General features: G+C 63.5%; 19 protein-coding genes. 11 read left to right on the top strand and 8 right to left on the bottom strand.

Annotated features, from left to right (window positions below; all coding sequences use genetic code 11):
• Positions 1 to 3: 3 nt before the first annotated feature.
• The gene (locus ASILVAE211_RS08730) at positions 4 to 1,299 is read right to left on the bottom strand and encodes an MFS transporter (RefSeq protein ID WP_227320925.1); all 1,296 of its coding nucleotides are present in this window, start codon (positions 1,297 to 1,299) and stop codon (positions 4 to 6) included.
• A gap of 203 nt (positions 1,300 to 1,502) precedes the next feature.
• Here ASILVAE211_RS08730 and ASILVAE211_RS08725 point away from each other — a divergent pair, with 203 nt between their 5' ends.
• Entirely contained in the window at positions 1,503 to 1,997 is a 495-nt protein-coding gene (locus ASILVAE211_RS08725) for a peptide deformylase (RefSeq protein ID WP_227320924.1), read from the top strand.
• Positions 1,998 to 2,003: 6 nt separating this feature from the next.
• Here the strand turns inward: ASILVAE211_RS08725 and ASILVAE211_RS08720 are convergent, their stop codons facing one another.
• Positions 2,004 to 3,179 (bottom strand): M20 aminoacylase family protein, encoded by a 1,176-nt coding sequence (locus tag ASILVAE211_RS08720; RefSeq protein WP_227320923.1) that lies wholly within the window; start codon positions 3,177 to 3,179, stop codon positions 2,004 to 2,006.
• A 209-nt stretch (positions 3,180 to 3,388) separates the two neighbouring features.
• Here ASILVAE211_RS08720 and ASILVAE211_RS08715 point away from each other — a divergent pair, with 209 nt between their 5' ends.
• Genes ASILVAE211_RS08715 through ASILVAE211_RS08700 form a run of 4 tightly spaced genes read left to right on the top strand, consistent with a single transcriptional unit; the run spans position 3,389 to position 12,550 of the window.
• Positions 3,389 to 6,607 (top strand): maltotransferase domain-containing protein, encoded by a 3,219-nt coding sequence (locus tag ASILVAE211_RS08715; protein ID WP_227320922.1) that lies wholly within the window; start codon positions 3,389 to 3,391, stop codon positions 6,605 to 6,607.
• 2 nt (positions 6,608 to 6,609) lie between these two features.
• A complete protein-coding gene (gene treS, locus ASILVAE211_RS08710) occupies positions 6,610 to 9,927 on the top strand; it encodes a maltose alpha-D-glucosyltransferase (protein WP_227320921.1) in 3,318 nt (1,105 codons plus the stop codon).
• Positions 9,924 to 12,122, top strand: a complete 2,199-nt coding sequence (gene glgB / locus ASILVAE211_RS08705) for a 1,4-alpha-glucan branching protein GlgB (protein WP_227320920.1) — start codon at positions 9,924 to 9,926, stop codon at positions 12,120 to 12,122. The genes treS and glgB overlap by 4 nt, the downstream gene beginning before the upstream one ends.
• Positions 12,122 to 12,550 carry a VOC family protein gene (locus ASILVAE211_RS08700; protein ID WP_227320919.1) on the top strand — a complete coding sequence of 143 codons (429 nt, stop codon included), beginning with the start codon at positions 12,122 to 12,124 and terminating at the stop codon, positions 12,548 to 12,550. Before glgB ends, ASILVAE211_RS08700 begins: the two co-directional genes overlap by 1 nt.
• 4 nt (positions 12,551 to 12,554) lie before the next feature.
• Here the strand turns inward: ASILVAE211_RS08700 and ASILVAE211_RS08695 are convergent, their stop codons facing one another.
• Complete coding sequence (locus ASILVAE211_RS08695; protein ID WP_227320918.1) at positions 12,555 to 13,970, bottom strand: mannitol dehydrogenase family protein; 1,416 nt, start codon at positions 13,968 to 13,970, stop codon at positions 12,555 to 12,557.
• A gap of 109 nt (positions 13,971 to 14,079) precedes the next feature.
• Here ASILVAE211_RS08695 and ASILVAE211_RS08690 point away from each other — a divergent pair, with 109 nt between their 5' ends.
• Positions 14,080 to 14,409 (top strand): antibiotic biosynthesis monooxygenase family protein, encoded by a 330-nt coding sequence (locus ASILVAE211_RS08690; protein ID WP_227320917.1) that lies wholly within the window; start codon positions 14,080 to 14,082, stop codon positions 14,407 to 14,409.
• On the opposite strand, the gene ASILVAE211_RS08685 is transcribed toward ASILVAE211_RS08690, so the two are convergent.
• Both ASILVAE211_RS08685 and ASILVAE211_RS08680 read right to left on the bottom strand, forming a co-directional pair.
• Positions 14,406 to 14,897: a GNAT family N-acetyltransferase gene (locus ASILVAE211_RS08685; protein ID WP_227320916.1), complete on the bottom strand. Its 492-nt coding sequence runs from the start codon at positions 14,895 to 14,897 to the stop codon at positions 14,406 to 14,408. The genes ASILVAE211_RS08690 and ASILVAE211_RS08685 overlap by 4 nt on opposite strands.
• A gap of 19 nt (positions 14,898 to 14,916) precedes the next feature.
• On the bottom strand, positions 14,917 to 15,876 hold the full coding sequence (locus ASILVAE211_RS08680) for a LysR family transcriptional regulator (protein ID WP_227320915.1): 960 nt from the start codon (positions 15,874 to 15,876) through the stop codon (positions 14,917 to 14,919).
• Positions 15,877 to 15,984: 108 nt separating this feature from the next.
• On the opposite strand from ASILVAE211_RS08680, the gene ASILVAE211_RS08675 reads away from it, so the two are divergent.
• From ASILVAE211_RS08675 to ASILVAE211_RS08655, 5 genes are read left to right on the top strand one after another with little or no spacing between them, the layout of a single operon-like run.
• Positions 15,985 to 16,596, top strand: coding sequence for an FMN-dependent NADH-azoreductase (locus ASILVAE211_RS08675; protein ID WP_227320914.1), 612 nt, complete (start codon positions 15,985 to 15,987; stop codon positions 16,594 to 16,596).
• 26 nt (positions 16,597 to 16,622) lie between these two features.
• Positions 16,623 to 17,243 (top strand): YceI family protein, encoded by a 621-nt coding sequence (locus ASILVAE211_RS08670; RefSeq protein WP_227320913.1) that lies wholly within the window; start codon positions 16,623 to 16,625, stop codon positions 17,241 to 17,243.
• A 35-nt stretch (positions 17,244 to 17,278) separates the two neighbouring features.
• The gene (locus tag ASILVAE211_RS08665) at positions 17,279 to 17,881 is read left to right on the top strand and encodes a cytochrome b (RefSeq protein WP_227320912.1); all 603 of its coding nucleotides are present in this window, start codon (positions 17,279 to 17,281) and stop codon (positions 17,879 to 17,881) included.
• Positions 17,882 to 17,912: 31 nt separating this feature from the next.
• Positions 17,913 to 18,491 carry a YceI family protein gene (locus ASILVAE211_RS08660; RefSeq protein WP_227320911.1) on the top strand — a complete coding sequence of 193 codons (579 nt, stop codon included), beginning with the start codon at positions 17,913 to 17,915 and terminating at the stop codon, positions 18,489 to 18,491.
• A complete protein-coding gene (locus ASILVAE211_RS08655) occupies positions 18,488 to 19,303 on the top strand; it encodes a DODA-type extradiol aromatic ring-opening family dioxygenase (protein WP_227320910.1) in 816 nt (271 codons plus the stop codon). The genes ASILVAE211_RS08660 and ASILVAE211_RS08655 overlap by 4 nt, the downstream gene beginning before the upstream one ends.
• A gap of 129 nt (positions 19,304 to 19,432) precedes the next feature.
• Here the strand turns inward: ASILVAE211_RS08655 and ASILVAE211_RS08650 are convergent, their stop codons facing one another.
• From ASILVAE211_RS08650 to ASILVAE211_RS08640, 3 genes are all read right to left on the bottom strand, one after another.
• Positions 19,433 to 20,008 carry a nucleoside 2-deoxyribosyltransferase gene (locus tag ASILVAE211_RS08650; RefSeq protein ID WP_227320909.1) on the bottom strand — a complete coding sequence of 192 codons (576 nt, stop codon included), beginning with the start codon at positions 20,006 to 20,008 and terminating at the stop codon, positions 19,433 to 19,435.
• 141 nt (positions 20,009 to 20,149) lie between these two features.
• Complete coding sequence (gene acs, locus ASILVAE211_RS08645) at positions 20,150 to 22,084, bottom strand: acetate--CoA ligase (RefSeq protein ID WP_227320908.1); 1,935 nt, start codon at positions 22,082 to 22,084, stop codon at positions 20,150 to 20,152.
• Between the two features lie 137 nt (positions 22,085 to 22,221).
• A complete protein-coding gene (locus ASILVAE211_RS08640; RefSeq protein ID WP_227320907.1) occupies positions 22,222 to 23,163 on the bottom strand; it encodes an alpha/beta hydrolase in 942 nt (313 codons plus the stop codon).

The following is a 23,163-nucleotide window of genomic DNA, read 5'->3' as shown; positions in this document are numbered from 1 at the left end:
GACTTATTGGCTGATCGCTTCCAACTCCTGGTTCGGCTTGATATGCCGCAGGAAGATGACGGCGCACATGCCGATGGAGACGCCGACCGCGAGCACCAGCCAGGTAACGGTCGGCGTGGTCTTGTCGCTCAGCAGGGTCCAGAGCAGCGTGCCGATGACGAAGCCCAGCACCTGCATGGCGCTCAGGAAGCCGACGGCGGTTCCGCGCATGCGCGTCGGGAAGCTTTCCGCCTGATAGGCGTAGCCCGCCGAAGCCCAGGTGCCGTTCGTGACCTGATAGAGCAGGAAATAGACGATCACCACCAACCAGGTTTGGTGCGCATAGAGGAAGATGAGGCTGAGCGGCGCCACCAGCAAGGCGGTGACGATGATGACTTCGCGCCGACCGACACGCTCACCCATCCATCCGCCCAGGATGTAGAAAAAGAATCCGATGCCGCCCGTCACCAGCAGCAGCGTGCTGGCCTCGGAGGAGGAGAAGCCTTTGAATTTGGTCAGCCAATAGGTGATGTAGAAATTGCTGGCGACGTAGCTGGCGCCATAACAGATCCAGGCGAAGGTCAACCAGATGAGTTGTCGGCGAATCTCGGGTGACGCCGCAAACAGCTGGCCGATCGTCACGCGTTCCATCTCATCCGTGGCGACCGCGCGTTCGGCGAGCAGGGCTTGCAGCCGCCCGTCATCCCCCTTTGCGTGTGCGTCGCGCACCTGCTGCACATGCTCGTAGCGGTCGGATTCCCGCACGAAGATACGGCCGACGATGACGCCGACGATGGGAATGACGCCGAGTAGGAAGACGAAGCGCCAGCCCATATGGCCGAAGGCGAGATAGACGCCGGACGCGAAGAACAGGCCCAAAGGCCAGCCGCCCTGCACGATGGAATACAGAAATCCGCGTCCCTTGGCCGGCACCTGTTCATTGACGATGGTGATGGAGACGGCGAGTTCGGAATAGGCGAGTCCGGAAGCGAGCGCGCGTACGGCAACAAGCTGCCAGAAATCCTGCACGAAATAGGTAAGGCCGGTGAAAATCGCCGTGCCGGCCAGGCAGATCATCCAGACGCGCCGCCGCCCGAACCGATCCATGCTGTAGCCGGCAAAAATCGTGATGCAGAATTGCGCGCCATAGACGAAGAAACCGAGGATGCCGATGCCGGTTTCGGAAATATGCAGGCTTTTGGCGATATCCGGCAGCGCCAGGACCAGAAGATTGACGTCGTAGGACGCCAGCGCCCAGCCCGCCAAGGCGACGAGCACCAGATAGACGATATACCGCTTGCCCAGAACCGCTTCCGCCATAGCCACGTCTCCCGTCCATTCCTCTGACACAGCCACTCACGGGCTGTTGACGAGAGGCGGCCCAAGCAGGCGCCACCCCTCGAACGGCAGATGGCGTCGGGACGAACGCTTTCAACCCAACTGGTGTGATGACGTTACCAGCCTATCACGACTGAATGCCGGGACCGTTTCAGGCCGAAGCGCTTTCAGGCTAAATCTGCGCCATGACCCTTCGCGCCATCGTGACCTTCCCAGACCCGCGCCTGCGCCAGATTGCCCAGCCGGTTACTGATTTCGGCGAGGGGCTGGCGGCTTTGGCTGCGGACCTGCTCGATACCATGCGCGCCGCACCCGGCATTGGCATCACCGGCCCGCATATCGGTGAAGCGTGGCGCATCACCGTGCTGGAACTGACGCCGGGTGAGGTGCGCATCTACGTCAATCCGCGCATCCTCTGGCAGTCAGAGGATAGACGGACGCATGAGGAGGGCAGCATTTCCATGCCGGGTGCGGCCGAAACCGTAGAACGGCCGGTGCGCCTGCGCCTTGCCTATCAGGATCTGGCGGGTGAGGCGGTGACGGAGGAGGCCGATGGCCTGCTCGCCACCTGCCTGCAACATGAGATCGACCAGCTTGACGGCATCTTCTGGATCCAGCGCCTGTCCCGTCTTAAGCGGGACATGCTGGTGAAAAAATGGACCAAGCGGCAGAAGCGCTGACCGGGCTTACGCCCGCAGCAGCTGCTCCGTCAGCGTCGCCCAATAGGACGCGCCGAGCGGCAGAACCTCGTCATTGAAATCGAACATCGGATGATGCAGCCCGGCATCATTCGGACCGCGCGCCGTACCCAGCATGATATAGCTGCCGGGCTTTTCGTTCAGCATATAGGAAAAATCTTCCGCACCCATCGTCGGGCGTTCCATTTCCGCGACACGGGCCGGACCGGCTACTGTCTCGGCGGCACGCGTGGCAAGCTTGGTCGCCTCCACGTCATTCACCGTCGCGGGGTAGTTGCGCTTGAACTCCACTTCCGCCGTGGCGCCGAAGGCCGCTGCCACGCCGGTCGCGATCTGCTTCACGCCGGCCTCGATCACATCGCCGACCGCGGGTGCGAACCAGCGCGTGGTTCCGGTCATCACCGCGCGTTCCGGGATGACGTTGGAGGCCACGCCCGCGGTGATGCTGCCGATGGTGACGACGCCGGCCTCGGTCGGCTCCATGCGGCGGGAGATGATGGATTGCAGGCCGGTCACGATATGGGCGGCGACCAGAATGGGATCGACACCCTCATTCGGCTTGGCGCCATGCGCGCCCCGGCCGGTGATGGTGATGGTGATTTCGCCGGTCGCGGCCATCACCGGGCCATTGCCCCAGATGAAGGTTCCGGCGGGTACGGTCGGCCAGTTATGCATGCCGAAGACCTGCTGCATCGGAAAGCGCTCGAACAGGCCTTCCTCCACCATGACCTTAGCCCCGGCATCGCCCTCTTCGGCCGGCTGGAAAATAACATAGACGGTGCCGTCGAAATTGCGCGTCTCCGCCAGATAGCGGGCGGCGCCCAGCAGCATGGTGGTATGGCCGTCATGGCCGCAGGCATGCATCACGCCGGGATTGAGTGATGCGTAGGGCACGCCGGTTTCCTCGGGGATGGGCAGTGCATCCATATCGGCGCGCAGGCCGATGGCGCGGCCGTTCTCGGCATTGCGGCCCCGGATGATGCCGACGACGCCGGTCTGGGCGATACCGGTCACGACCTCGTCAACGCCGAATTCCCGAAGACGCTCGGCCACGACGGCGCTGGTGCGCGGCAGATTGAAGCCGAGTTCGGGATGCGCATGCAGATCCCGCCGCCATGCGGTCATATCCTCATGGAAATCGGCGATGCGGTTGATGATCGGCATGGGGCACTCCACTCCTTCGACAGGCCATGGTGCAGCGCCGCTAGGGGTAAGGACAACCCCTAACCTGAATAGCACGCTGCCGTTTCGCTAAAGCCGTTGTGAAGCCGGATGGCCTGACACTTCCCCGATCAGCCCCATATCCCGCAGCGGGAGGCGCTTGCCCATTCGCCTTCGCCCTCGTGCCGGTATGACGAGACGGAGAGATGCCAATGACATTTCAGAATAAAATCAAAGGGCCAGCGCCTGAGAAGCTGGGTGCCTCGGCCGTCATGCCGGGGCAGGCGCCGCGCATCTACCAGTTTCATCCTCTGCTGGCCGGGCCGATCCCCGATTGGGGCGCATGGTTCGACCACGCTGCCGGCCTCGGGTTCACCCATGTTTTGAGCGCGCCGTTTTTTGCCGGTCCCAGTCTGCAACTTGCTGTCGATTTCTTCCGCGTTTTCGATGCACTCCATTGGGACGGCACGGCAGCGGAAGCGCTATCTGCCTACGCCAAGGCAGCGCGGAATGCGGGCCTGACGCCGTTGCTGGACGTCTATCCCGGCCGTCTGGCCGCCGGAACCGCTGGCCGGGCCTTCACCGCGCCTGCCGAGGCAACCGCGCGCGACCCTCGCCATTACGCGGGCCTCGCCGGCGCGGCAGAGGCCGATTGGGCCCATGCTTCGGCCGAGCTGGGTGATGTCTGGGTCTCTCATCTCGATCAGTGGCAGCAGTTGGGCATTGCCGGTTTTCGCGTCGATCTGAGGCAGATCGCGGCTGCGGCGCGCCCGACGTTCCTGCAATTGCTGCGCGGCGTTGTGCATGGCCCATTGCTGGGCTGGACGCCCGGACTGCCCTGGGACGAGGTGAAGGCGCTGGCCGGCAGCGGGCTCGACTATGTCTTTTCCTCGCTGCCCTGGTGGGATTTTCGCGGCGACTGGTTCTGGGACGAGGCGGCGATGCTGGACGGCATCGCGCCCAGCATCGCGCCGCTGGAAGACCCTTTCGGCAAGCCGCTGGCAGCCTCCATCGGCGATAGCGGCCTGCTCGGCATTGCCCAGAAGCGGCTGATCAATTTCGTCTCCGCGACCGGCCAGGGCCTGATGATGCCGATGGGCTTCGAATCCGGTGCGACCCGGCCCTGGGATGTCCGGCGCGGCTATGGCCTGCCACGGGCGGTGCAGCCCGATCTGGCGGTGGCGCTGCGCCAGATCGCGGCCATTCCCGGCCAGGGGACTAGTCTGCGCATCGGCAGCCCGACGGGCGATGTGCTCTCCTTCGTGCGGAGCGAGGCCGATCTGCGCTTTGCTGCGGAAGCCGAGTTGATGCTGTTCAACCCGTCCCTGCGGCGGCGTGTGGTCGCGCCGATTGAAAGCGCCATGACGGCGTTGAGTGGCCGCTTCGTGCCGGGCGCGGCGATCGCGCCGCCGGTCACGCTGGAGCCCGGCAGCTTGAAAAGCTTGCTGCTGCGCAGCCACCAGCCGGCCGACAGAACGCTGCCGGCCCTGACCGAGACCGTGAAAACGGCAGCCCATGCCTCACGCCGCGTCGCGATCGAGGCGGTGTCGCCGTCCGTGGATGACGGGCGGTTTCCCGTGAAACGTCTGGCAGGTGAGATTGTCTCCGTCACCGCCGATATTTTGTGTGACGGGCATGACCAGCTGTCGGCGGCGCTGCATTGGCGCAAGGCCGGTGATACCGGCTGGCAGCAGACGCGCCTCGCGCTCGTCAATAATGACCGCTGGCAGGCGCCATTCTTCTTGGCGGAGATCGGCGTTTACGAATTCTTCGTCGAAGCCTGGCGCGATCAGTTCGCGACCTATCGCGATGAACTGGGCAAGAAGCATCGCGCCGGCGTCGATGTGACGGTGGAGCTGATGGAAGGCCGCCATCTGCTGGCCGCTGCCGGCGCGCCGCTGGGCCAGGCGCTGGCGCGTTTCGATCTGGCAGCGAAGGAAGATCAGATCGCCTTGCTGCTCTCGGCTGAGATTGCGCAGGCGATGATGGAGATCGATCCGCGTCCTTTCGCGACGCGTTCCGGCGTTCACAGTATCGATGCCGACCGGCTGGAAAGCCGCTTTGCCAGCTGGTACGAAATCTTTCCGCGTTCGATGAGCGATGATCCAGATCGCCACGGCACGTTCCGCGACGTCGAGCGGCATCTGCCGCGCATTCGCGACATGGGCTTCAATGTTCTTTATTTCCCGCCCATCCATCCCATCGGCCATAGCAATCGCAAGGGGCCGAATAATACGCTCACGCCGGGGCCGACCGATCCCGGCAGTCCCTATGCCGTCGGCAATGCCGATGGCGGGCATGACGCCATTCACCCGGAACTCGGCACGCTGGAAGACTTCCTGCATATGCGGGACGCGGCAGCGGCGCATGGGCTGGAAATTGCCCTCGATTTCGCCATTCAATGTGCGCCCGATCACCCTTGGCTGAAGCAGCATCCCGGCTGGTTTGACTGGCGGCCGGATGGCTCCATCAAATATGCCGAGAATCCGCCCAAGAAATACCAGGACATCGTCAATGTCGATTTCTACGCCAAGGATGCGGTTCCCGGCCTATGGGTCGCCTTGGCAGAGGTTGTGCTGTTCTGGTGCGAACAGGGCGTGCGCATTTTCCGCGTCGACAATCCGCATACAAAGCCCTTTCCCTTTTGGGAGTGGCTGATTGCGGAAGTGAAGGCGCGCTTCCCGGATGCGCTGTTCCTGGCGGAAGCCTTTACGCGGCCCAAGATCATGAACCGTCTGGGCAAGATCGGCTTCAGCCAGTCCTATACGTATTTCACGTGGCGCAATACGCGGGCGGAACTGGAAGAGTATCTCACGACATTGACGACGGGGCCGGAGGCCGATTTCTTCCGGCCGAATTTCTTCGTCAATACGCCGGATATCAATCCGGTCTTCCTGCAAACATCCGGCCGGCCCGGCCATCTTATCCGCGCGGCGCTGGCGGCCACCTTGTCAGGGCTCTGGGGTGTCTATTCCGGTTTCGAACTCTGCGAAGCGACGCCGCTGCCGGGGCGCGAGGAATACCTCAATTCCGAAAAATACCAGATCCGCAAATGGGATTGGGATCGGCCGGGTAATATCGTGGATGAAATCACTTTGCTCAATCGTCTGCGCCAGCAGAACCCAGCGCTGCAATCCCATCTCGGGGTCCGCTTCCTGCCGTCCGACAACGAGCGCGTGATGATCTACGAAAAATCGAACGCTGACCGCAGCAATGTCATCATCGTCGCGGTCAGCCTGGATCCCGTAAATGCGCAAAGCGCTGGCACCGAAATTCCCTTCTATACCTGGCGTGTTCCCGACAATGGCGCGCTTGCTGTCACAGACCTCGTGCCGGGCCGCCGCCTGACTTGGCAGGGCAAATGGCAGCGCTTCACGCTCGACCCTAGCTTCCCCTTCGCCCTATGGCGCGTTGAGCCGGAGATTGCCTGATCATGGATAGCATGACGCCGACCCAGACCACGACTTACATGGATGATCCGCTCTGGTACAAGGACGCGGTGATTTATCAGATTCACATCAAGTCCTTTTTCGATGCCGATAATGACGGTGTCGGCGACTTTAAAGGCCTGTTGCAGAAGCTGACCTATATTGCCGAATTGGGCGTGACGGCGGTTTGGCTGCTGCCCTTTTATCCGTCGCCGCGCCGCGACGACGGCTATGACATTGCCGATTACCGCTCCGTCCATCCCGATTACGGCGATATGGATGACGTGAAGCGCTTCATCGACGCCGCCCACGCGTTGGGCCTGCGCGTGATCACCGAACTCGTCATCAATCACACCAGCGACCAGCACCCGTGGTTTCAGGCGGCAAGGCGCGCACCGCCCGGCTCGCCCGAGCGTGACTTCTATGTCTGGTCGGATACGGATACGAAATACGCCGGCACGCGCATCATCTTCGTCGATACCGAAAAGAGCAACTGGACCTGGGATGACCAAGCCCAGGCCTATTACTGGCATCGCTTCTATTCGCATCAGCCGGACCTCAACTTCGACAACCCGGCGGTGATGGAGGAAGTGCTCAGCATCATGCGCTTCTGGCTGGATATGGGGGTCGATGGCTTGCGCCTGGATGCCGTGCCCTATCTGGTCGAACGCGAGGGCACGAATAACGAGAACCTGTCCGAGACGCATGATATTCTGAAGCGTATCCGGGCCGAGATGGATGCGCATTCACCCGGTAAAATGCTGCTGGCGGAAGCCAATCAATGGCCCGAAGACGCGCAGGTCTATTTCGGCGATGGTGACGAATGCCATATGTCCTTCCACTTTCCGCTGATGCCGCGCATGTATATGGCGATCGCGCGGGAAGACCGCTTTCCGGTTACCGATATCATGCGCCAGACGCCCGATATTCCGGATAACTGCCAATGGGCGATTTTCCTGCGCAACCATGACGAGTTGACGCTGGAAATGGTGACGGATAGCGAGCGCGACTATCTGTGGGAGACCTATGCCCATGACCGCCGCGCGCGCTTGAACCTCGGCATTCGCCGCCGGCTGGCGCCGCTGCTGGAGCGTGACCGCCGCCGCATCGAATTGATGAATACGCTACTGCTGTCGATGCCCGGAACGCCCGTCATCTACTACGGTGATGAGATCGGCATGGGTGACAATATCCATCTCGGCGACCGCGACGGCGTGCGCACGCCCATGCAATGGTCCTATGACCGCAATGGCGGCTTTTCCCGCGCCGATCCGGCGTCGCTTGTTCTGCCGGCGATCATGGATCCGCTGTACGGCTTCCAGGCGCTGAATGTGGAAGCGCAGGAATCGGATCGCCACTCCCTGCTGCATTGGACGCGGCGCATGCTGGCCGTGCGCAAAAGCCACCCCGCTTTCGGCCGGGGCAACTTGCGCTTCCTCTATCCCGGCAATCGCAAGATCTTTGCCTATTTGCGTGAAATTCCGGGGGATGAGGGCGAGACGGTGCTATGCGTCTGCAACCTGTCGCGCACGGCGCAGGCGGTGGAGCTTGACCTGTCGACGCTCGCCGGCCGGGTACCGGTCGATATCGTCGGTGGCTCGATCTTTCCGCCGGTCGGGCAATGGCCCTATCTGCTGACGCTGCCGCCTTACGGCTGTTTCTGGTTCCTGCTGGCGCAGCAGGCGGAATTGCCGGCCTGGCACACGCCAGCGCCGGAGCCCCTGCCGGAATTCGCGACGCTGGTGGTGCGCAACGGCGTCACCGATATTGCCCTGCCCGCCGTGAAGCGCGTGCTGGAAGGCGAATCCCTGCCCGCCTATGTCGCCAAGCGCCGCTGGTTCGGTGCCAAGGGGACACGCATCGACCGTCTGACATTGGCCTATACCGTGCCGCTGCCGGGGGCGGCCGATATCGTGCTGGCTGAAATCGAATGCGACAGCGGCGGCCAGATTGATCGTTACGTTCTGCCGCTGGGCATCTCCTGGGAAGGCGAGGGCGAGACCGCCCCGGCTCTGGTGCAGCAACTGGCTTTGGCGCGTGTGCGCCTGTTCCGCCGCGTCGGCCTGCTGACGGATGCTTTCGGACTCGATGCCTTCGCAACCGGGATTGCCGCCCATCTCATCGGCCGCAGCCGCATCGCCATTCCGGACGGCGAAATCCGCTTCGAGCCCAGTTCGATCGCCGATGCGGTGGTGCTGGGAGAGGCGCCGGAAATCCGCAGGCTGTCGGCTGAACAGTCGAACAGCTCGCTGGTGGTGGGTGATGACCTTGTCATCAAGCTCATCCGGCATGTCTATCCGGGCATCAATCCGGAAGGGGAGATGACGCGTTATCTGACGGAAAAGGGCTTTACCAATACCGCGCCCTTGGTGGGCGAGGTGTTGCGTGTTGATGCCGATGGCACGCCGACAACCCTGATCATCGTGCAGAAATTCGTCCGCAACCAGGGTGACGGCTGGAGCTGGACGCAGGACTATCTGACGCGGGCGGTGGCGGAACTGGCGCTTGTCGGCCCGCAGGATGGGGCGGAGGAAGACCTGTTCGGTCAGTACACGACCTTCGCGCGGGCTCTGGGCCAGCGTCTGGGCGAACTGCACGCGGCCTTGGCCGAACCGTCAAGCGACCCGGCTTTCGCGCCGGATGTGGTGGACGCGGCGATGGCGGATGAATGGGCGGACTCCGCGATCGAACAGATTGATCTGGCGTGCGCCTTGCTGAAGGAGCGCACGGACTGGCCGGATGCGGAGACCGAGGGGCTGGCGCGCGACGTGCTGGCCCAGCAGGCGGCTTTGACCGATCTGGTAAAGCGGCGGGCCAGAGAAGGGATCGGGTCGCTGCGCACGCGCATTCATGGCGATTTCCATCTCGGTCAGGTGCTGGTGGTGCAGAACGACGCCTATATCATCGACTTCGAAGGGGAGCCCGCGCGGCCCCTGCATCAGCGGCGCATGAAATCTTCCGGCCTGCGGGATGTCGCGGGCGTGCTACGCAGTCTTGATTATGCAACGGCAACGGCGGCGGGCGCGCATGCCACCAACGCCTTGTCTCCGAATGCAGCCGAGCGGCATGGCATTCTGCTAGACCAGTTCCGCTTCTATGCCGAGCAGGCATTGCGCGACGCCTATCGGGCGGCGCTGCTGGGGGCGGCCAACCCCTGGGTGAAGCCCGAGGCCGAGGACGCGCTGCTCGATCTGTTCCTGGTCGAAAAGGCCGCCTATGAAATTCGCTACGAAATCGCCAACCGCCCGGCTTGGCTCGCGATTCCGCTGCGCGGCCTGCATGATATTGCAGCCCGGCTCTTGGTGCCGGAGGTGGTGGCATGAGCGCGGTTCTGACGGATCGCCACGCGCCTGATGCCGGCGCCATCACTGCCGTCGTGCAAGCCCAGCACGGCGATCCTTTCGCGGTGCTGGGTCCGCATGAGGTAGAGGGCGGCTGTGCCATCCGCAGCTTCATCCCCGGTGCCATCAAAGTGGAGGTGCTGTCTCGGGAGAGCGGCCAAAAGCTGGGTGACCTGTCTCTACTCGACAGTTCGGGTTTCTGGAGCGGCGTCATCCCGGCTTATCTGCCCTATCGGCTGCGGGTGACGCGGCCGGATAGTCTGACGGTCGTCGATGACGCTTACGCTTTCGGTCCCGCGCTGGGCGACGTCGATATCTATCTGCTTGCCGAAGGGCGGCACCGTGAGATCGGCGGGGCGCTGGGCGCGCATTTGACGCGCCAGGATGGCGTCGACGGCACGCGCTTTGCCGTATGGGCGCCGAATGCGCGCCGTGTCTCGGTCGTCGGCAGTTTCAATGACTGGGACGGCCGCCGGCATCCGATGCGCTTTCATCCCGGCGGCGGCGTGTGGGAGATGTTCATTCCCGGCGTCACGGCCGGCGCGGTCTATAAATATGAAATCCTCGGGCCGCAGGGCTGGGTTTTGCCGCTGAAAGCGGACCCGGTGGCCAGTGCGGCGCAGATACCGCCGGCGACAGCCTCCATCGTCACGGATGACCGCTTCATCTGGACCGATCATGACTGGATGGAGACAAAGCGCAGCCGCGCCAATGCGCATGACGCGCCGATTGCCGTCTATGAGGTCCATGCCGGATCCTGGGCGCCCCAGGGTGGCGATTACCAGGACATATGGAGCGAGCTGGCCGAGAAACTCGTACCTTATGTGGTCGCCATGGGCTTCACCCATGTCGAATTCATGCCGGTGATGGAGCATCCCTTCGGCGGCAGCTGGGGCTATCAGCCCCTGGGGCAGTTCGCGCCGAGCGCGCGCTGGGGCAGTCCAGACAATTTCGCCAAACTCGTCGATCGCTTTCACGCATCCGGCATTGCCGTGATTCTGGATTGGGTGCCGGCGCATTTTCCGGGTGACGCGCATGGCCTGGCGCAGTTCGACGGCACATCGCTGTATGAACATGCCGACCCGAAGGAAGGATTTCACCAGGACTGGAATACCTACATCTACAATCTCGGCCGCAACGAAGTGCGGGGATTCCTCATCGGCAGCGCGCTGCACTGGCTGGAAAAATACCATATCGATGCGCTGCGCGTGGATGCCGTCGCTTCCATGCTGTATCGCGATTACAGCCGCAAGCAGGGCGAGTGGGTGCCGAATATGTATGGCGGCCGCGAAAACCTGGAAGCGATTTCCTTCATTCGGGAATTGTCTGAAGTCGTTGCCGGCCGTTGCGCGGGCGCGGCCTTGATGGCCGAGGAAAGCACTGCCTTTCCGGGCGTCAGCCGCCCCGTCAGCGAAGGCGGTCTCGGCTTCGACTATAAATGGAACATGGGCTGGATGCACGACACCCTGCATTACATGCAGGAGGACAGCATCAACCGCCGCTGGCATCACGATCAGATCGCTTTCGGCCTGGTCTATGCCTTTTCCGAAAACTTCATCCTGCCGCTGTCGCATGACGAGGTCGTCTACGGCAAAGGATCGCTCATCCAGAAGATGAGCGGCGACCATTGGCAGAAATTCGCCAATCTGCGCGCCTATTTCGGCTTCATGTGGACGCATCCCGGCAAGAAGCTGATCTTCATGGGCGGCGAATTCGCGCAGGAACGGGAATGGGATCACGATCATCCGCTGGACTGGTTTCTACTCGACAGGCCGGACCATGCCGGCGTGCAGTTGCTGCTCAGCGATCTCAATGGCGTCTATCGCAGCCTGCCGGCGCTGCATCGCCGTGATAGCCGTGGCGACGGCTTTCAGTGGGTGGTGCTGCATGACAGTGACCACAGCGTCTTCGCCTATCTCCGCTATGGCGAGGAGGGTGACAAGCCGGTTCTGGTCGTCTGCAATCTTACCCCTGTGCCGCGCCAGGATTATCGGCTTGGCGTGCCACGCACGGGCGGCTGGCGCGAGGTGCTGAATACCGATGCCGAGCGCTATGGCGGGTCCAATCTCGGCAATGGCGGATGGATCAACGCGACAGAAGAGGGCTGGGGCGATTTCGCGGCCAGCCTGACGGTGACCTTGCCGCCTTTGGCGACCGTCATCTTCGAAGCCGCCTGATGACGGCGCCGGCTGTCTGCCGCATTCTGGAAACGTCGCTCTATGTCGGCGATCTCGACGTGGCGCAGGCTTTCTATGAGCGGGTTTTTGCCTTCCCGGTTCTGTTCCGCGACGCGCGCATGTGCGCGCTGAACGTGCCGGGGCGGCAAGTGCTGCTGCTGTTCAAACACGGCGCCACGGCAGAACCGAGCGAGACGCCCTTTGGCACCATCCCGGCCCATGGGTCGGTGGGCGTGCAGCATCTCTGCTTTTCCATCGAGCAGGATGAGGTTCACCGCTGGCAGGCGCATCTGGAAAGCCTGGGGCTGGCAGTGGAAAGCCGCCTGGTTTGGGCCAAGGGCGGCACCAGCCTCTATTTTCGTGACCCGGACGGCCATTCGCTGGAAGTCGGCACGCCCGGCCTTTGGGCCAATGACCCGATCGGGTGACGGGTCACATTGCCACGGCAGCGCGGGCGCCTTTGGCTTTGAGCGTTGCATAGGCGGCGATAACGGCTTCGACGAAGCGGCTGTCCCGCGGCAGATCATCACCAAAGACTTCCGTAATGCCAATAACGGCGCGCACGCGGGCAGAGTCATCGGCGGCAGAGGTCTGAACGGAACGCAGCTTTTCAGCCAGCGGGTCGCGCACGTCGATGGCGCTGCCCTGCTCATCGACGCCGCCCGTGTAGACAATCCAACCAGCCACCGCGAGGGCAAGGCAGGGCAAAGGCAGGTTCTGCGCCAGCCTTTCGCGGATAGTGCCAAGCAGGCGCTGCGGCAGCTTCTGCGATCCGTCCATGGCAATCTGCCAGGTGCGGTGACGGATGGCGGGGTTGCTGAAGCGGTCGCGCAGCGCTGCGACATAGACCAGCAGATCGGTGCCGGGCGGCGGCGGCACCACGGGCACGATTTCATCCCGCCATAGCCGGTCAACGAAACCGGCATAGGCGCTGTCCTGCATGGTATCGGCTATCGTCTCATGGCCGCCCAGGTAGCCGAGATAGGCGAGGGCGGAATGCGCACCGTTGAGCAGTCTCAGCTTTATATGTTCGAAGGGCTCGACCTGATCCACGAACTGCGCGCCGCCAATCTCCCAATGCGGGCGTGCGCCACCCACAAAGCGGTTCTCGATCACCCATTGCCGGAAGGGTTCATGCACCACGGGTGCGGCATCCGCGAAGCCGGTCAGCGCTTTCACCTCCGCGATATCGGCCTCTGTCGTCGCCGGCACGATGCGATCGACCATGGCACAGGGAAACGCGCCTTCCGCCGCAATCCAGGCCGCCAGATCGGGCGAAAGCCGCGCCGCGAATTCACGCACCAGGCCGGAAACGACATGCCCGTTGGCGGGCAGGTTGTCACAGCACAGAACGGTAAAAGGCGGCAGGCCTGCCGCCTGCCGTCGGCGCTGCGCTTCCACCATGAAGCCGATGGCGCCTATCGGCGCGGTCGGATGTGCCAGGTCATGCGCGATCGTCGGATGCGCCCAGTTCAGCCTGCCCGTCGCCGGGTCGTGGCAATAGCCTTTCTCTGTCACCGTCAGCGTCACGATGCGCGTGCCGGGCGCGCTCATCGTCGCCAGAACGGCCTCGGGGTCTTCCGGTGCCACCAGCACGCCTGTCAGGCAGGTGACGAGGCGGGGGCGATTGCCCTCCGGCTGCCGCTCCAGCGCATGATAGAGGCAGTCCTGCGGCGCCAGACGGTCGCGCTGGTCCGGCCGCTGCAGGCTGACGCCGAGAATGCCCCAATCATGCTGGCCGGCATCTTCGGTATAGAGGGCGAGATGCGCGCGGGCGAAGGCGCCGAGGCCAAGATGGACGATGCCGGTGTCCCAGCCCGCCTGATCTGTCGTTCGCTGCAACCGCATGACGCTTCCTTCCGCGTAACTCAATCCAGGCGCGCTTTGAGCCCATCCCGGCAATGGGCTAGTTTAGCCATGACAGTCGTCAATTGGTATATCAGCAAGGAATAGAGCGATGTTCGTGGCAATGAACCGCTTTCGCGTCATCAAGGATGAGGCCGGCGCCTTCGAGGACCGTTGGATCGGCCGGGACAGCCAGCTTCATACGGTGCCGGGCTTCGTCAGCTTCAACCTGCTGCGCGGGCCGGAACGCGAGGATCATATCCTCTATGCCTCGCATACCATCTGGAAGGATCAGGCCGATTTCGAAGCCTGGACAAAGTCCGAGGCCTTCCGCAAGGCCCATGCCGGCGCGGGCGGGGCCAAGCCGCTGACGCTCGGCCACCCGGAATTCGAAGGCTTTTCCTCGGTCGATGCCGCCGCGCGGGGCGAGCAATCGGCCTAATCGAGGATTTTCTGCATCAGCACGAGGTCAAGCCAGCGGCCGAATTTCTGGCCGACCTCGGGCATGCGGCCGACTACCGCGAAGCCGAACTGCTCATGCAGTTTGATGGAAATCGCATTGTCCGCCGAAATAGCGCCGACCATCACATGCAGGCCGGCGGCGGTTGCGTGGTCCAGCAAGGCGGTCAGGAACGTGCGGCCAAGGCCGCGACCCTGAAAGCGCCCATCGACATAGATGGAGTGCTCAACCGTCAGAACGTAGCCGCCATAGGCGCGAAAGCTGCCATAGGTGGCAAAGCCCGCGATCTCGCCATCAATTTCGCTGACGAGAACGGGCTGGCCGGCGGCGACCCGTTCCTGCCACCATTGCAGGCGAGCTTCCAGCGTCGTCGGCACCGTCTGCCAACTCGCGTTCGTGTGCTCGATGGCGTGATTGGTAATGGCAAGAATGGCAGGCAGGTCCTGCTCGGTGGCCGCGCGTATCTGCACTCGTCTCTATCCTCAGCCTCTATTCCGCCGCCTGCGTCAGCGCGCGATGCCCATCGACATCGCCGCGCTGCGGCCCTCGCTTGCCAGAGATCAGCCAGTCCGACAACCAGCGCGCGCCCGGGCCGAGCGTGCGATCCGCCCGGTGGATCAAGGACATCGACAAGGCGGAATCGCCGCCGCGTGCGCCCCATTCATCAGGCTTGATGATGCGCAGCCGTCCGTCGGCGATGTCTTTCTCCACCATATGGAGCGGCATGCCGCCCCAGCCGAGGCCACCCAGCAGCATGGCGTGCTTGGCGCCCAGATCGCCGATGCGCCAGTTGCGGCGCGAGAGTACGCCGTAGTCCCGCTTATCCGTGCGGCCGGAAGGGTCGGTCAGCACGAGCTGCACATGGTTCTGCAACTCGTCGCTGGGGATCGGGCCGTCGATCGCCGCCAGCGGGTGGCATTGGGAGACGACGGCGACCATGCGCAGCGTCTCGATCCCATGCTCCTCCAGTCCCGCGCCCTGGGTGGTGAAACTGAGGGCGATGCCGATGGTGCAGGTGCCGTCGACCACCAGATTGGCGGTCGCGCCCATGGAGGCGACGAAGATGCGCGTCGGCACGGTCGGGTAGCGCGCGCCGAAGACCCGCAGCGCATCGACGATGCGGTCCATGGGAAACATCGCGTCGACGACGATGGCGAGTTCAGCCTCCAGCCCCTCGGTGATGCCGCGCGCCTGATCTGAAAAGGCGCCGACATCGCTGATGATGCGGATGGCGCGTGGCAGCAGGGCGCTGCCGGCTTCCGTCAGACTGGGCCGATAGGCCGAGCGATCAAAAAGCGCCACGCCCAGCTGGTCTTCCAGTTTTTGCACGGCATAGGTCACAGCCGATTGCGCGCGGTTCAATTGGCGGGAGGCCGCCGAAAAACTGCCGGTTTCGGCCACGGTCACGAAGACCAGAAACTGGTCGAGGGAGAGTCCGCTGAGGTTCATGGCTGAACTCTATCGGATTTATAGATGAACTTCAGCTGATTTTTATCAGTTTCTTGGGCGAGCGACTTGCCGTTAAGTCGCCGCCATCAACCTTCTCCGGGACGTTCGATGACCCAAGTTCTAGTGATTGAGAGCAGCGCCAACCTGGCCAACTCCGTCAGCCGCGACCTCACCAAAGCCTTCCTCGCCGGCTACAAGGCGGCTCATGCCGATGCCGGCGTCGTGACGCATGACCTCGTCGCCGATCCGGTGCCGCATCTCGGCGTCGATCTGATCGGCGGCTTCTTCGGCAAGCCGGAAGAGCTGACCGAGGCCCAGGCGGCGGCGATCGCGCTGTCTGACAAGCTGATCGGCCAGGTCGAAGCGGCTGACGTCATCGCCATCGGCGTGCCGATGTATAATTTCGGCATTCCCTCCACGCTCAAGGCCTGGATCGACCATATCCTGCGCGCCGGCCGCACCTTCAAATATACCGAGAACGGCCCGCAGGGCCTGCTGACCGGCAAGAAGGTCGTGCTGTTCCTGGCCTCGGGCGGCATCTATTCCGACGGTCCCTACAAGCCGTACGATTTCCAGGAGACCTATCTCCGCACCGCCCTCGGCTTCATCGGCCTGACCGATGTCACCGTCGTGCGCGCTGAAGGTCTGGCGCTGGGCGCTGATGCCGCCGCCAAGGCCGTGTCGGATGCCCGCGCTGCCGTCGCCGCTCTCTCTCTCTGATATCCGCTCAGTCCAAGGAATAGACCATGATCCGCAAGATCCTGCTCGGCACCGCCATCGCGGCCGGCCTCGCGTCCACCGCCATGTCCCACGCCTCGGCTCAGGTTGTGACCACAACCGCCTCCAAGGTCACCGCCGGCACCTATAATGTCGAGCCCTACCACACCCGCATCGTCTTCTCCGTCTCGCATATGGGCTTCACCACCTGGTACGGCGACTTCACGACCGCCAGCGGCACGCTGACCTTCGACCCCAAGAGCCCGGCGAAGAGCGCGCTCGACATCAGCTTCCCGACGGCGAGCGTCACCACCACCAACACGAAGCTTGACGGCGAGCTGAAGAGCCCGATGTGGTTCGATGCCGCCCAGTTCCCGACCATCACCTTCAAGTCGACGAAGATCGTGGTGACCGGTCACAACAAGGGCGTGATCGAAGGTGACCTTACCTTCCACGGCGTCACGCATCCCGTCACCCTGACGGCGCATTTCAACGGCGCCGGCACCAACCCGCTCGACAAGAAATACACCATCGGCTTCGATGCCCATGGCTCGCTGTCGCGCGCGGATTGGGGTGTGAAGACCTACGAGCCGCTGATCGGCGACAAGGTCGACCTGCAGCTCAGCGGCGCCTTCGAACTCGCCAACTAATCTGACCCCGTCTCGCTAAACGGAGCGCGATCGCCATGGCGTCCCTGAAAACCTCTCTTTCGGAACGCTATACGGCGGTCGCGATTCTGCTGCATTGGCTGATCGCCGCAGGCATCCTGGCGCTGATCGTGATCGGGCTGCTGATGACGCAGTTCCAGAGCACCATCGGGCCGATGGAAACCTTCAGCCTGTTCCAGCTGCACAAGTCGATCGGCATAACCGTGCTGCTGCTGGCGGTGATCCGCATTCTGTGGCGCTTCACCCATAAGCCGCCCAGCCTGCCCGCCGATATGCCGCCCGTCGAAAAGGGCGCGGCGCACGGCCTGCATTGGCTGCTGTATGTTCTGATGCTGGGCCTGCCGCTGACCGGCTGGGCCGTTGTCTCCTCATCGCCCTTCAACCTGCCCACCGTGCTGTACCACCTTGTGCCCTGGCCCGATCTCCCGATCCTGCCGCATCTGGCGAATAAGGGTGCCGTCAGCCATGTGCTGGGCTGGGTGCATGCCTATGGTGCCTGGACCTTGATCGGCCTGCTGGTCGTTCACTTCGCCGCTGTCTTTCGGCACCAGGTCATCAAACGTGATAATATCCTGGCGCGTATGGTTCCGGGCATGAAGCTCGGCGGCCGCCGCCAATAACCGATCGCTCTCCGACCGAAAGGGACGGATCATGATGTATCGTTCACTGGGCTTAGCCGCGGCTCTTCTTGTCGGCGCTTCCATCGCGGCCCCCATCTCGGCCTATGCCGCGACCTGGACCATCGATACCGCCAAAAGCACGCTGGGCTTCACGGGCAGCCAGAGCGGCACGCCCTTCAACGGCAAATTCGGCAAGTTCTCCGGCACCATCGTCTTCGACCCCGCCAATCCCGGCGCGGGCCATGCCGATGTGATTATCCAGACGGCGAGTGCGGCGACCGGCGACCAGCAGAAGGACGGCGCCATGCCGGGTTCCGACTGGTTCGCGGCCGACAAATTCCCGACCGCCGAATTCAAGGCGGCCAGCTTCAAAGCGATCGGCACCGGCACCTATGAGGCCGACGGCACGCTCACCATTCGCGGCATGACCAAGCCGATCGCGCTGCCCTTCACGCTGGCCATTACCGGCGATACGGCGACCGCCAAGGGCAAGGTGCAGCTGATCCGCACGAATTACGGCGTCGGCCAGGGGGCTTGGGCCAGCGCGCAATATGTGGCGCTTGAGGTTGCCGTGAACGTCGACATCACAGCCGAGAAGACCGCGCCATGAGCGCCCAGGGAAGGCTGCCGGCTTATTTCATTCCGCATGGCGGCGGTCCCTGCTTTTTCATGGACCCGCCGCCCGGCGGGCCCGGCACCTGGGACCATATGGCGGATTTCCTGCGCAGCCTGCCGGGTGATCTGACGGAAGCGCCGCGCGCCATCCTGATGATCACCGGCCATTGGGAAACCGCTGGCCTCTCGGTCACGTCCGGCGCGCATCCTGGCCTGATCTTCGACTATTACGGCTTCCCGGACAGCACCTATGAGCTGACCTATCCGGCTAAGGGCGATCCGGTGCTGGCCGGCCGCGTGGCCGACCTGCTGGAAGAGGCTGGTTTCCCGACGGAACTGGACGCCGAGCGCGGCTTTGACCACGGTATGTTCATTCCGCTGAAAGTGGCTTTCCCGGACGCGGCTATTCCGGTTGTGGAACTCTCTGTGCGCAAGGATCTGGACCCGGCGGCGCATATCGCGATCGGACAGGCGCTGGCGCCCTTGCGGGACGAAAACGTGCTGATTTTGGCCAGCGGCATGAGCTACCACAATCTGCGCGGCTTTTTCGCCAATGACCGGCGCGTGGAAGCGATTTCGGAGGGGTTCGACGACTGGCTGGTGAAGGCCGTCGCTCAGCCGCAGGCGGCGCGGGACGCGGCGCTGATCGGCTGGGAATCGGCCCCTTACGCCCGTGTCTGCCATCCGCGCGAGGAACATTTGATTCCGCTTATGGTCGCGGCCGGTGCGGCCGGCAGTGACACGGCGACGCACGCCTATTCGGATGTCGTGCTGGGCAAGAAGCTGTCGGGCTTTCGGTTCGGCTGAGTGTTAGAGTCCGCCAGTGTTAAGTCGAATCGCCTCTAAAAATTCGTCATGCCCGGCCCCCGTGCCGGGCATCCACCCGTTGGGGCGCCACAAAGTGTTGATCCCCGGGACAAGCCCGGTGATGACGAATCAAGGAATAAGTCGAAAGTACTTCGCCGCCTGGGCCACGCAGCGCTCGAAGATATCCAGCGCATCGAAGGCGCGGTCACGCCCGTCTTCGGGCAGGACCATCGCGGGGCGGCCGTCTGACTGTACCGCGCCGGGAATCATAAGGTTATCGGGTAGGCCGAAACCTTCCACCGTCACATCCGGCAGCGGATCGGCATTGTGCTTCAGGAAAGCGCGTGAGCGTTCCTGGAACGACACAGCCGAATTGGAATAGCCGAAAATCGGCCGGCCGCGCCCCAAAAACCAGCCCACTTCGATGAGCGTGCCGGAATCGGCCGATGTGCCGCGAAACGGCGTCAGATTGGCGATGATGATATCGGCCGCCGCCATCATCTCCAGGTCTTTCGCGAAGATGGCAATGCCGGCCGCGGCATCCGTCATGGCCGCGAGTGCGGCGATATCCTCGTTCAGCGGCGGCAGGCCGCGAATGCCATATGCCGCGCAGATGTCCACTTTCCGCGCCGCGTGCGCCACGGCGTTCGGCAGGAAGACGTCAGGACCGGCGAGATAGGCTGTGATCATCAGTGGATGATGCATGGACTTTCCCCTACCCACAATCGTCATCCGCGCACTTGTTGCGCGGATCTACCCGATTTGGCGCCGAAACGCCGTCTGGCGCCGCAACGGGTAGATCCCCGGGACAAGCCCGGGGACGACAAAGGATATGGAAGTTGCCGCCTACTTCTTCCGATTGCTCACCAGGTCATCCACCACCGCCGGATCGGCGAGTGTTGATGTATCACCCAAGCTGTCCACCTCGTTCGCCGCGATCTTGCGCAGGATACGCCGCATGATTTTTCCGCTACGCGTCTTGGGCAGGCCCGGCGCCCATTGAATGACGTCCGGCACCGCGATCGGGCCGATTTCCTTGCGCACCCAACCGGCCAATTCCTTCAGCAGCGCTTCGCTGGCTTCAACCCCATGCTTGAGCGTGACATAGGCATAGATGCCCTGGCCCTTCACGTCATGCGGATAGCCGACGACGGCGGATTCCGCGACATGGTGATGCGACCCCAGCGCGCTTTCCACTTCCGCCGTGCCCATGCGATGGCCGGAGACGTTGATGACATCATCGACGCGTCCGGTGATCCAGTAATAGCCGTCGGCATCGCGGCGCGCGCCGTCACCCGAGAAATACAGACCCTTGTAGGTGCTGAAATAGGTTTTGATGAAGCGGTCATGATCGCCGAAGACCGTGCGCATCTGTCCCGGCCAGCTATCGGCGATGCACAGATGGCCGTCGGCCTCGCCCTCCAGCGGCGTGCCGTTGCTGTCCACGATCAAGGGCGTCACGCCCGGCAGCGGCAGGGTGGCCGACCCCGGTTTCAGCGGGTTCATGCCGGGTACCGGCGAAATCAGATGGCCGCCGGTTTCCGTCTGCCACCAGGTATCGACGATCGGGCAGCGGCTATCGCCGACGACGGTATAATACCATTCCCAGGCTTCCGGGTTGATCGGCTCGCCCACCGTGCCGAGCACGCGCAGGCTGGACCGGCTGCTGCGCGTCACCGGTTCGTCGCCGTCGCGCATCAGGGCGCGGATGGCGGTCGGCGCGGTATAGAAGATTTCGACCTTGTGCTTGTCGACCACGTCCCATAGCCGCCCGCTGTCGGGATAGGTGGGCACGCCTTCGAACATCAGCGTGGTCGCGCCATTCGCGAGCGGGCCATAAACGATATAGGTATGACCGGTCACCCAGCCAACGTCAGCCGTGCACCAGTAGATTTCACCGGGCCGGTAATCGAAGACGAGGTCATGGGTGAAGCTGGCCCAGACCATATAGCCGCCGGTCGTATGCAGCACGCCCTTGGGGCTGCCGGTGCTGCCGGAGGTATAGAGGATGAACAGCGGATCCTCGGCGCCCATTTCCTCGGGCGGGCAATCGGCGGAGGCATCGGCCACCAGCGCGGCATAGTCATGGTCGCGGCCGGCGACCATGGGCACCGTGGCGCCGGTCACGGCCACGACGACGACGGCAGTGACATCCGGGCAGGTCTTCAGCGCCTCATCGGTATTGGCTTTCAGCGGCACGCGGCGGCCGCCGCGCCGGGCCTCGTCCGAGGTGATCACGACGGAAGATTTGCAGTCCAGGATGCGGCCCGACAGGCTTTGCGGCGAGAAGCCGCCGAAGACCACGGAATGAATGGCGCCGATGCGCGCACAGGCCAGCATGGCGACCGCCGCTTCGATCACCATCGGCATATAGATGGTAACGCGATCGCCCTTTGTGACGCCCAGCCCTTTCAGGGCATTCGCAAATTTGCAGACGCGGGCGTGCAATTCCCGATAGGTGACGGAATCCTGTGTGCCGGGTTCGTCGCCTTCCCAGATGATGGCGGTCTGGTCGCCGCGCGTTTCCAGATGACGGTCGAGGCAGGAGACGGAGGCATTCAGCGTGCCGTCTTCGAACCATTTGATCGAGACATCACCGTCAAAACGCGTGTTCTTGATCTTGGTCGGTTCCTTGACCCAGGCGATGCGGTCCGTCGCCTCCCGCTTCCAGAAGCCTTCCAGGTCGGCCGTCGCCTCGGCGCGCAGTCTGGCGGCACGCGCGGCACTTTCCGTCAGCCGGGGTGAGGTCGGCTGGCTGGCATAGTCGACATGATCGGGCATAGGGGCATCCTCCGTCATTCACGGCGCCTGCTCGGCACCATCGCATCCGGCTTCATCGTCCGGTTGAGGCCAGAATCAAAGCCTTCATGCCGGAAGTCAAACGCTTTTCCGGCGCTTTCCGGCCGCATCCGGCATGGTCAGGGCTGGCCGCCATGGGCGAAATCGCGCAAGCGGGACACAATGACCGAGAAGGCTTCCGCCACGGTCTCGCTCATCGCGCGGCCGCGCAGATAGCCATGCACCAGCCCATGGCCGGGATGCAGCGTCACCGGCACGCCGCAATCCCGCAGGGCGGCGCAATAGTCATGCGCGTCCTCGGCCAGCGGGTCGATATCGGCCGCGAAAATCGCGGTCGGCGGCATGCCGGCGAAATCCTGCGCTGCCAGGGGCGCCACTTCCGGATCGGTCGTGACCGTGGGTTTGCCGCCCAGATAGGCGCCGACATAAAGGCTGAGGCTGGCGGCCGGCAGCAGCGGCGCCTGTTCCTTCGGGCCGCCGATGGCGCGGCGGAAATCGGGATGCAGCATCGGGTAGATCAGCACCTGCGCCCAAGGCATGGGCTTGCCCTTGCGGCGCAGCCGCAGCGAGAGCGCGGCGGCCAGCGTGGCACCTGCGCTGTCACCCACCAGAATGACATGCTGGTGGCTGTCGAGCAGGTCGTCATAGGCGGCTTCGGCATCGTCCAGCGCGGCCGGATAGGCATGTTCGGGCGACAACCGGTAGTCGAGCGCGATGACGGCGACCTCGGCCCCGGCAGCCAGATCGGCGCAAATACTGTCATGACTGTCGAGCCCGCCAACGACGAAGCCGCCACCATGCAGGAACAACACGGCGCGGCCGGGAATGGCGTCCGGCGTTGCGAAGCTGCGGACCCGCAATTCCCGCGTCGGACCTTCAGCGTGAAGAATGCCGTCCCGCGCGCGCAGGCCCTTCGGGTGCGGCAAAGCGAAGGCCGCGCACATGCGCATATAGGCCTCGCGCACCTCTGCCGTGGTCGCGTCAATACCCAGGCCTTTGCTGAAGCTGTCGGTGCGCTTGATGAAGTCGCGCACCCCGGCATCCAGATCGAACTGGGTCAT

This window comes from Acidisoma silvae (assembly GCF_020618775.1).
In the GTDB taxonomy this organism is placed as follows: Bacteria; Pseudomonadota; Alphaproteobacteria; order Acetobacterales; family Acetobacteraceae; genus Acidisoma; species Acidisoma silvae.
The sequence above is the reverse complement of the archived record's forward strand: the minus strand, read 5'-3'. Positions and strand labels throughout refer to the sequence as shown.